The 9,989-nt window shown below is 70.8% G+C and carries 7 protein-coding genes; 1 reads left to right on the forward strand and 6 read right to left on the reverse strand.

From position 1 onward, the window contains the following. From ACFQ7Q_RS36445 to ACFQ7Q_RS36470, 6 genes are all read right to left on the reverse strand, one after another. The coding region (locus tag ACFQ7Q_RS36445) for a glycosyltransferase (protein WP_383563018.1) at window positions 1-1,518 on the reverse strand (1,518 nt) is incomplete at its 3' end. A 32-nt stretch (window positions 1,519-1,550) separates the two neighbouring features. Continuing rightward, a complete protein-coding gene (locus ACFQ7Q_RS36450) occupies window positions 1,551-3,845 on the reverse strand; it encodes a glycosyltransferase family 4 protein (protein ID WP_383563021.1) in 2,295 nt (764 codons plus the stop codon). Window positions 3,846-3,939: 94 nt separating this feature from the next. Then, window positions 3,940-5,277 (reverse strand): lipopolysaccharide biosynthesis protein, encoded by a 1,338-nt coding sequence (locus ACFQ7Q_RS36455; RefSeq protein ID WP_383563024.1) that lies wholly within the window; start codon window positions 5,275-5,277, stop codon window positions 3,940-3,942. After that, entirely contained in the window at window positions 5,274-7,691 is a 2,418-nt protein-coding gene (locus ACFQ7Q_RS36460) for a hypothetical protein (RefSeq protein ID WP_383563027.1), read from the reverse strand. The genes ACFQ7Q_RS36455 and ACFQ7Q_RS36460 overlap by 4 nt, the downstream gene beginning before the upstream one ends. Beyond that, the gene (locus ACFQ7Q_RS36465; RefSeq protein WP_383563030.1) at window positions 7,688-8,425 is read right to left on the reverse strand and encodes a polysaccharide deacetylase family protein; all 738 of its coding nucleotides are present in this window, start codon (window positions 8,423-8,425) and stop codon (window positions 7,688-7,690) included. The genes ACFQ7Q_RS36460 and ACFQ7Q_RS36465 overlap by 4 nt, the downstream gene beginning before the upstream one ends. After that, the gene (locus ACFQ7Q_RS36470; RefSeq protein WP_383563033.1) at window positions 8,422-8,862 is read right to left on the reverse strand and encodes a hypothetical protein; all 441 of its coding nucleotides are present in this window, start codon (window positions 8,860-8,862) and stop codon (window positions 8,422-8,424) included. Before ACFQ7Q_RS36470 ends, ACFQ7Q_RS36465 begins: the two co-directional genes overlap by 4 nt. 378 nt (window positions 8,863-9,240) lie before the next feature. On the opposite strand from ACFQ7Q_RS36470, the gene ACFQ7Q_RS36475 reads away from it, so the two are divergent. Further along, on the forward strand, window positions 9,241-9,957 hold the full coding sequence (locus ACFQ7Q_RS36475; RefSeq protein WP_383563036.1) for a TetR/AcrR family transcriptional regulator: 717 nt from the start codon (window positions 9,241-9,243) through the stop codon (window positions 9,955-9,957). The last annotated feature ends 32 nt before the right edge of the window (window positions 9,958-9,989 follow it).

The raw sequence follows: 9,989 nt of genomic DNA on the forward strand, positions 1-9,989 counted from the left end.
GGATCCGACGACGGGGGTGGCGCATGCCATTGCTTCGACGAGGACCATGCCGAAGGACTCCGCGGCGGTGAGCGAGGGGAGTACGAGCAGAGCGGCGTTCCGCATCTCCGTGACGAGAGGGGCACCGGTGAGCGGTCCGGTGAACTCGACGCGGTCGGTGATGCCGAGGTGTTCGGCGAGTGCCGCGTGGTCGGCTTCCGCGTCTCCGCCGCCGACCAGGCGCAGTCTGGCTTCGGGCAGGTCGGGTGCGAGGAGTGCGAACGCGCGCAGCAGTACGTCGACGCCTTTCCAGGGGGAGGTCCGGTCCAGTCGTCCCACGAACACGATCGTGGGCGGCCGTGTGGATGCCTTCGGCCCTGGAGTGAACCGCTCCACGTCGACCCCGGGCGTGATCTCCAGAGCCCCGGGACGGCCGGAAGCCAGCGAGGCGGGTGACACCGCGACCAGTGCGCGGGTGCGGGCGAACACCCGAGGCAGGGCGTTCCGTTCGTAGTAGCCCAGGAGCCGGTCGCGGAATCTGTCGCCCTTGACCATGGTTCCTGCGTGGTAGGTCATGACGGCCGGCCTCTTGCCGGACACCGCGACCGCCAGTTCGCCGAGGCCGGGGACCGGTGCGTGGGCGTGGACGACGTCGACGCGGAGCCGGCGCAGCCAGCGGCGCAACTGGAACGGCCACAACGGGTTGACCGGGGTGTTGACGTACCGGCTCGTCCACGTGCCCAGCCGGATGACGGGCACGCCGTCCTCGACGTCCACCGAAGTGCGCCATCCGGTCGTGCTCGCGGTGATGACCGCCGCGCGCATCCCCGGATCGGCGGCGACCGCCTGCGCCACGCGGTGCGCGTAGTGCTCGACACCGCCGATGTGAGGCGCGTAGTAAGGCGCGATGACAGCGACGGTGCGCGCCCGGCGGCCGGGGTCGGCAGCGCGGTCGAAGACCTCGACGGTACGGTCGCACAGCTCCTCCCGGCGCCGTTCCCCCAGCGCGTCCTCGCGGCTCCGGTGGCCGATCGCGGTGGCGCGGGCCCCGAGGACCCCGGGCAAGGGGGCGGTGGACTCCGACACACAGACGATCTCGCGCGCCCGGGAGGCGGCCGGGGCCAGGATCGTCCGGTAGACCGTCATCCGTGGGCCTCGCGGCGGTCGGCCGACATGGCAGGTCAGCACGAGCGGCACATCACGGCAGGCACGCGCCGCGGCGACGGCGAGCAGGGGTGCGGGTGGGGAGGCGTGGGCGTCGACGAGGTCCACATGCTCCGCTTCGATGATGCGGCGCAGATCGTGGCCCCAGCGCAGAGCCGACGGGGTGCCGGGCGCGGCCAGACGGTACACCGGCATTCCGTCGTGCCCTTCGTGGCGCCGCGGCACCGTTCCCCGTTCCGAAGCTGTGGCGACCACCACCCGGTAGTCGTGCCGGGAGTTCAGGAGGCGTGCGAGATGCCACACGTGCCGCGCCACCGGGCCTTGGTCGTCGGGCGGGAACTGCGGCGCCACGATCAGGACTGAACGCGGGTTCATGAGAAGACTCCTGATGCTGGGTCTGCCCGGGATCAGCGCCGGAGGCCGCGACCGGTCGGTGTGGGGGGCAGGGAGCGGAAGAGGTCCAGGTAGCGGTCGGTGAGTGCGGGCCAGGCGTAGCGTTCCACGGCGCGTTGTCTGCCGGCGGTGCCGAGGCGGTCGGCCAGTTCGGGGTCGCGTAGGACGCGTTCGCAGGCTGTTGCGAGTGCTTGTGGGTCGCCGTGGGGGACGATGAGGCCGGTGGTGCCGTCGGCGATGACGTAGGGGATGCCTCCGGCGTCGGATCCGACGACGGGGGTGGCGCATGCCATTGCTTCGACGAGGACCATGCCGAAGGACTCCGCGGCGGTGAGCGAGGGGAGTACGAGCAGAGCGGAGTTGCGCATCGCGTCGAGCAGGACGTCTCCGGGAACGGATCCGCTGAACTCCACGCGGTCGGTGATGCCCAGCTGTTCGGCGAGTGCCGCGTGGTCGGCTTCCGCGTCTCCGCCGCCGACCAGGCGCAGCCTGGCTTCGGGCAGGTCGGGTGCGAGGAGTGCGAACGCGCGCAGCAGTACGTCGACGCCTTTCCAGGGCGAGGCCCGGTCCAGTCGTCCCACGAACACGATCGTGGGCGGCCGTGTGGATGCCTTCGGCCCTGGAGTGAACCGCTCCACGTCGACCCCGGGCGTGATCTCCAGAGCCCCGGGACGGTCGAAGGCCAGCGACACCGGGGAGCTGGCGACGAGTGCGTCGGCGCGGGCGAACACCCGGGGCAGGGCGTACCGTTCGTAGGCGCGGACCAGCAGATCGACGTCCTTGTGTCCTTGGAGCATCGTCCCGGCGTGGTAGGTCATGACGGCCGGTCTGTGCCCGGAGCAGGCGACCGCCAGATCGCCGAGGCCGGGAGCCGGTGCGTGGGCGTGGACGACGTCGACGCGGAGCCGGCGCAGCCAGCGGCGCAGCTGGAACGGCCACAACGGGTTGACCGGGGTGTTGAGATGGCGCACCCATGTGCCCAGCCGGACGACCGGCATGCCGTCCTCGACGCCGACCGAGGTGCGCCATCCGGTGGTGCTCGCGGTGATGACCGCGGCGCGCATCCCCGGATCGGCGGCGACCGCCTGCGCCACGCGGTGCGCGTAGTGCTCGACACCGCCGCGCCGCGGGGGGAAGTTGGGCGAGATGACTGCGACGGTGCGCGCCCGGCGGCCGGGGTCGGCAGCGCGGTCGAAGACCTCGACGGTACGGTCGCTCTGCCGGTCCCAGGTCAGCTCGCGGGCCACGTGCTCCCGGCCGGCGCTGCCGAGGCGCTGCGCCAGGGCGTGATCGCCGAGCACCGATCCCAGCGCCTCGGCGAGGCGCTGCCCGTCCCCGGGGGGCACGAGGAGTCCGTTGCCCCCGTCCTCGACGAGCGAGGGGATGCCGCCCACAGGGGTCGTCACGACCGGGCGCCCGCAGGCCATTGCCTCGACGAGCACGCAGGGGAAGCTGTCGAAGTGGGTCGGCAGCGCCAGGACTCGGGCGTCGCGGTAGGCCGAGGCCAGGTCCGCGCCTTCCAACCGTCCCCGGAACGTCACGTGCCGGGACACGCCCAGCCGCTGTGCGAGGGCTACGTGGTCGGAGGCCCCCGAGCCGTCTCCGACCACGTCGAGGTGAACATCGGGGAACTCGCCGGCCAGCCGGCCGACCGCTCGCAGCAGGTCGGGGAGCCCCTTGTAGGCGGCGGACTGTTCCAGCGAACCGACGAACACGATGCGCGGCGCGTCGGGCACCGGGCTCGCCGGGAAGTTCTCCAGGGCCACCCCCGGCGAGATGGTCGTGTACCGGCCTGCGAAGAGTTTGGGCAGGTCACGAGGGACGTAGTCGGAAGAGCACACGATCTCCTGGGCGCGCCGGGCCGTCCTGGCCAGCATCGTCCGCTCGTAGGCCGCGCAGACCAGATCGGGCAGGAGGCGGCCCTTGCGCATCCGGCCCGTGTGGTACGTCAGCACGAACGGCAGGTCGCCGCAGGCCCGTGCGGCGGCGTCGGCGAACAGGGGCACCGGAGCATGCGCGTCGACGAGTTCGACTCCCTCCTGCTCGATCACGGCGCGCAGGCGGCCGCTCCAGTACGGACCCAGCGGTGTGTGGGAGACCCGCAGCGGAGCCGGCAGGCGGTACACCGGGAAGCCTTCCGGGTCGTCGTACCGTCCACTGCGCGTTCCGCGGGGCGCGGTCGTGGCGATGACGACCCGCAGGCCGTGCCGGGATCTCAGCGATCGCGCGAGATTCCACACGTACTGCTCCAGTCCTCCGAGCACAGGGGGGAAGTAGGGGGAGGCGAGCAGGACGGTACGCGGTGTCATGACGGTTCCTCCTTGTTCGTGGCGGCAGCACCCGACGCGTCGGACCACTCGCGAGCGCGGACGGGCGGGCCCGGCCGTTCCTGGAAGACGGTCATCAGCGGTCTCCCTCGGTCGGGGAGGGCCCCGGCGTGGACGCCGGACGCCTGGCGTTTCGCCGGCGGGTGAACAGCGCCAGGCAGCCGTAGACGCCGGAGGCGAGGTTGCCCACGAGCCACGCGAAGCCGATCCACACCAGGCCCTTCGGCGCCCACGCGACGGCGAGGCCGACGGTCACCGCGGTGAGGACGACACCGCTCGCGACGAGGTGCCTGAGGCGGCCGGCCAGCTTGAGCCCGAAGCTGACCCACGTCCGCAGGGCGACGGCGAGGGCGCCGAGGGTCAGAATGATCAGCGGGCCCCGGGCGTGGTCCACGTAGGAGCCGCCGAACAGCCGCAGGACCAGGCCGGCGGCGGCAACGAGGACGACCGAGGCCGGGACCTGCACCGCGGCGAGGATGACGGCCGAGCGCCTGAGCATCTCCGCGAACCGCGTCTCGTCGTAGGAGACTTCTGCCAGCAGGGCTTCTCCTACGTTGTCGGACAGGGTGTTCAGCAGGTTCGCGATCTGGAAGGCGACGAAGTAGTAGCCCGCGGCGGCGGGGCCGAGCCAGTGCAGCGCGATCAGCGGCGTCACCAGGATCGGCACCAGGGTCAGCGCGCTGAAGGCATAGCTCGCGGCCGAGAACCCGGCCTGCGGGAGCAAGGGGGCGCGGCGCAGCCGGAAGTCGATGCGGAAGCCGACTCTGCGCCACAGGAAGAAGAAGGACGCGAGCACCGCCGCGGCGCAGGCGCCGCCGGATGCGGTGACGATTCCGTACGATCCGACGCCCACCAGGAACAGGGGCAGAATGATCTTCGTCAGTCCCTGGACGCCGCCGTCGACGAGCAGGTTGTACTGGGGTTTGCGGGCGCCGATGAACACGGCGTCGGTCAGCTGGTTGAGGGCGGCGAAGACGCAGAACGCCACGAAGGCGGCCGAGAGCAACAGGTCGGCTCGTACGAACAGCAAGTCCTTGCCGTACCACCGCAGACCGAAGAGATAGGCCGACGCCAGGATGCAGGCGGCGCCCCCCACGAGAAGTACCGACTTGGTGATCTGCGCGTTCCGGGTTCCCGCGGGGGCGAGGAAGCGGATGAGCGTGCTGTTGAGCCCGAAGAGGCTGAAGAAGGCGATCAGTTCGGTCGCCGAGATCAGGGTGGTGGCCAGACCCACCTGCTCGGGCGGGTAGAGACGCGCGACGATGATCCAGAAGACGAAGCCGAGCACGGCCATCGCCAGCGACGAGCCCATGAGGAAGAACGAGCTGCGGGTCAGCTGGTCCTGACGCCGTGTGCCCTTGCCGCCTGAGGGGCGGGCGGGAGGGCCCGAGTACCGCTGCGCCGGTGCCTTCATCGGTAGATCTCCGCTCCGTCGCTGCTGTAGATCTTGTTCTTCGTCTCCTCCAGGAGGTCGGTGGGGTACTTGTAGGTCACCAGGTCACCGCGGTAGAACATCGTCGCTTCGCCGCTGCGGGTCGTCGTCGTCCCCAGGAGCACGGTGGCGTCGTTGCGGACGAGGAGGGGGTATATGTCGTTCCTCGCCGTGATCGGGACGACCGTGCCCCCCTTGCTCAGGTTGAAGCGGTTGCTCAGGTTCTCCGACTGGATGTCCCCGAGTCCGGCGGGCGGGGTGCGGGCGGTCAGCCAGGCCAGTGCCGCGCGCTCCTCGGCATGGGGGTAGTAGATGTCGTAGTACGTGCCCGCGTTGTCGAGGTGCAGCTGCGGCGGATTCCCGCCGAAGAGCCGGGGCAGCACGCCGGTCAGGTCGAAGAAGAGCAGCAGGACCACGGAGCAGGCGAGCGCTTCGGCCCACCGCCGTCCCACCCATCGGCACACCCACAGCACGCCGGCCGCGATGAAGGGCGCGAAGACGAAGAGGCCCTGCTGGAAGGCGCGTAGTACGCCGTACTCGACGGAGAGCTGCGGCAGAACCGTGAGCATCCCGATGACCCCGACCATGCCGGCGGTCAGTGTCACCTGGTCACGGGTGGGGCGGAACTCCCTGCGCCGCCCCCAGAGGGCGGTGACGATGCCGAGCAGCAGGAACACCTGCCACAGCCGTGCGGCTGCCTGCCGCAGGAAGTCGCCCACCGCCGACACGTCGATTCCCCGGTCCTCGGCCGCCTGCCCGAGCGAGGTGAGGGGGAGCTGGGGCTCCGGTACGGGCTTGACCGCTTCGGCGGAGGCGGCCGACCACGGCACGTACACCCCGGCGGCCCGCTCGGCGGCCGTGCCCTCCAGCGTGACGGTCTGGAAGTCGCGCAGCCGCTCTTCGGGGGTGTTCCGCGCCCCGCCGAACAGGCTGTACGTCACATCGGACGACCAGGCCATCGGCTGCCTGCCTCCCGTGACCTCCTGCACGGTGGTGACGAGTGTGGACTTGAGCTGGCCGCCCGTGTGGGTCAGCGGGCCGGTCCACACGAGCGCCGCGGCCGCGGCGGAGACGACGATCCACCAGGTCACGAAGGCCGGCTGCCCGCCGGCCTCGGGCCGCCCACGCCGGGTGCGGGAGAGCAGCCGCCAGCAGAGGTCCGCTCCGAGTGCCAGCGCGAGGGCCGCGAGGAAGACGTACGCCGTGGAGTAGTGCGCCAGGACGACGCCTATGGCCAGCACCACGAAGGTGATCCGACGGCTGCGCAGCGCCCGGCCTTTGTCGGTGAGTACCACCATCGCGCATCCGAGGAAGACGAACGCGACCTCCTGACGGGCAAGGAACATCATGTCCGTGAAGAACGTCGGAAACACCATGAACAGGACGGCCGACAGCACCGCCACGAACGGGGGCGCCACGTTGCGCACCGAGCGGTGGACGAGCACGGGCGCGAGTGCGAAGAGGAGGGGCAGAACGACCTTGAAGACGTAGGGGCCAGGGATGTCGGTCAGCCGGGTCCAGGCCGTCGGCAGCAGGTTGATGCTCAGGCAGGCGTTGTAGGGGTCGCCGAACGCCGACATGTCCCAGTGGCTCCGGTCCGACGTCAGCTCGAAGACCTCGTACTCGCGCTGTATGTCGTGGCCGGTGATGTACCAGCCGCGCAGCGAGCTGAGGAACAGCAGTCCGGCGGCGGCGAAGAACAGGCCGACTCCCACGACGGACGAGGAGTAGCGTCGGTACCTGATCATCAGGAGTGCCAGGAGTGCCGCGATGGTGACCAACGCGGCGACGCTCACCGACGAGCCCAACCGGTTGTTGAGCCGAATCGGCCCCGCGACGGACAGCGTGAGCGCGAGCGTTCCCAGGACCGTCACGGCGGCGAGACCGGACGGCAGGCCGTTGGCACGGGCCCGCATCCACCACGCGGGAGCGTTCGGGTCCTTGGCCGGAGGGTCCACGACGGCGGCGACGGCCGTGACTGCCAGGGCCGAGCCGACGGCGAGCGCCGGGCGCGTGAGGGGTCCGTCCACTCCGACGAGCGGAAGCACCGAGTTGACCGCCAGGGCCACGACGATGGAGGACAGGACGCTCAGGCCGACGGCCAGCAGCACGCGCCCGTCACGAGTCGACACGATGCGGGAGGCGGGCCCGTACCACACCGCAGTCGGCGCGCCGAGGAGGAGCCATACACCGGCCAGGGTCGGCAAGGGCATGAGAGCACCGGCCACGGTCGGCAAGGGGATGGCGACACCGGGCAGGAGTTCCACGAGAACGGCCAGAACGGTCGCCGCCAGGATGCCCCGGCGGGCGGCGATGCGCCGTCCGCCGCGGCCCACCGCACGCTCCACCGGCGCGACAGCGGTCGCGAGGGCTCCTCCGGGCGGGTTCGCGGTCATGGCTGCGCCAAGTCGGGGAGGTTGCGGTTGGAGAGATAGCTGATCCCGGGGTGTCCCGAGATGTGGGTGAGCACCCGCTCCAGACGGTGCCAGTCGCGGTGCGCGTCGATCTCCCAGCTGTGGCCCCAGAGATGGAACACGCCACCTCGCTCGAGGCAGAGGTCGAACCACCCGAGGGCGAGCTCGTCCCACTGGAGGAACAGCTTGGCGGCCGTCCGCGGCCGCAGCCGAGCCAGGCGGAGGGCGACCGGCGCGTCCACGCGGTGTGCGCAGGCGTGGACGGTGGTGGGCAGCTCCAGAGGCGGACCGGCGGCGAGCGAGTTGCGTCGCACGGTGCGCGCGCGCCTGAAGCCGACGGCACGGGCGGAGTCGATGTGGGCCGCGGTGTACTCGCCGCGCGGATAGCAGAAGCTCGTGACGGCTGTGCCCACCGTGCCCTCGAGTTCCTCTTTGCCGGCGCGTATCTCGTCGGCGGCCGCGCTGTCCGTGAGCCGCGGAAGCCGCTGGTGCGTCAGCGTGTGCCCGCCGATCTCGAACCGCTCGGCCAGCTCGCGCACTCCCGCCGGGGACAGCCGGTCGCGGGCGGCGATCTCGACGTTGTGCGGCGCGATGTAGAACGTGCCGGCCATGCCGTACCGGTCGAGCAGTCCGGCGAGGCGGTCGTCGAGCCGGTGCCCGTCGTCCCAACTCGTCGTCACCACGACACGGGAGTGCACGCGTGCTCCTTCGGTCATGGGGTACTCCCCGGTGCCGGAACGGCTTGGGCGGGCAGCCGGAAGTGCAGACTCTGGCTGCTGTCCAGCAGCGCGACTCGGACGACGACGGACCCCGTACGCAGCGGCAGCTTCGAGACGGCCGACGCGGGAGTGTCGGGGCGCGGTGTCAGGGCGGTCGTGGTCGATGCCGTGGTGCGGCCGTCGGACGCCTCCACGGAGACCCGCAGCTCGTGCGTTCTCACACCGGGCCCGCGGTCGTCCACGGTGATCGGGACGAGTACCGAGTCCCCCTCGACGACCGGGGCCCTGGTGAAGTACAGCTCGGTGTACCGGGCCGGCACCGGTGAGAAGGACTGCTTCAGTTCCTTGCGGATCGCGGGCGTGGCCACGGCTACGACGACGGCCACCACGACAGCCAGGAGGACCAGGACGACCTTGCGCAGACGAGGCGACATACGCCTCGTGCGCGGGCGGTGGCGGAGTCGGCGCATCGAGCGTCGGCAGACTTCCGACGCCTCGATCCATGCGAGCTTGGCAACCGACGGACTGCTCATCGCAGGTCACTCCGTGGGAACACCCGTAGCGGGCCCTGAGACGCTTTTCAGCGCACACGCGCGAACACGAAGCCCCGAGCACGCAAGGCGCACATGACCTCCCGATCGGGCGATACCCAACGGAAGTATCCAGGATAAGATGATTTCGTCTATTTACGCCGTATACGTACATAGTGTGCCCTCTCTCGGTCGGAGTCAAGACGCGAGTCGAGGTCACCCGCGCGGCCCCTCCCCATCTCGGCCGCGCGCCATAGAGTCGGGTGGTGAGGAGGAACGCCCATGGCACAGGACTCGCAGGCCGGCCCCGCCCGTCGGGCGGGCGACCACGGGCACCGCGGCAGGCTCAGCCGTGAGGTCGTGCTGGCGGCGGCCTTGGAACTCGTCGACAGGGAGGGCCTGTCCGCACTGAGCATGCGCCGCCTCGGCGCCGAGCTCGGCGTCGAGGCCATGGCCCTGTACCGCTACGCCAACGGCAAGGACGCGCTTCTGGACGGGCTGGTCGAGGCCCTCTACCTGGAGTTGGAACAGAATCTCGACCACACGCAGGGCGCCCCGGACGCCGACTGGAGAGCCGGACTGCACCAGATGGCACTGCACACGTACCAGGCATGCCTCGGGCACCCCCATGTGGTGCCCCTGCTCGCCACGCGGATGCTTGCGGTTCCCCTGGCGCAACGGCCGCTGGCGGTCCTCAGGAGTCACGAGCGCATGCTCGTCCTGCTCAGGACGGCCGGGCTCGGGCCGGTCCAGACCGCGGCCGCTTTCCGGGCTGTGACGGCCTGGATCCTCGGATACGTGTCGGTGGAGCTGGGGGCCATGGTGGACAACCCCGCGGAACCCGATCCCTCGTTCCGCCTCGGCCTGCACCGCATGCCCGCTCAGGAACTGCCCAACCTGCGCGAGATCACGCCCGTACTCGCCGAGCGGGGCGGCAACGCGGGCCTCATCGCCGGCCTGGACACCCTGCTCGACCGTTTCACGAGCGAGGAGGCGTAGGGGAGTGCCGCGAGACTCCGGCACGTCGATGC

The organism is Streptomyces sp. NPDC056527, from assembly GCF_042794475.1.
Taxonomy (GTDB): domain Bacteria; phylum Actinomycetota; class Actinomycetes; order Streptomycetales; family Streptomycetaceae; genus Streptomyces.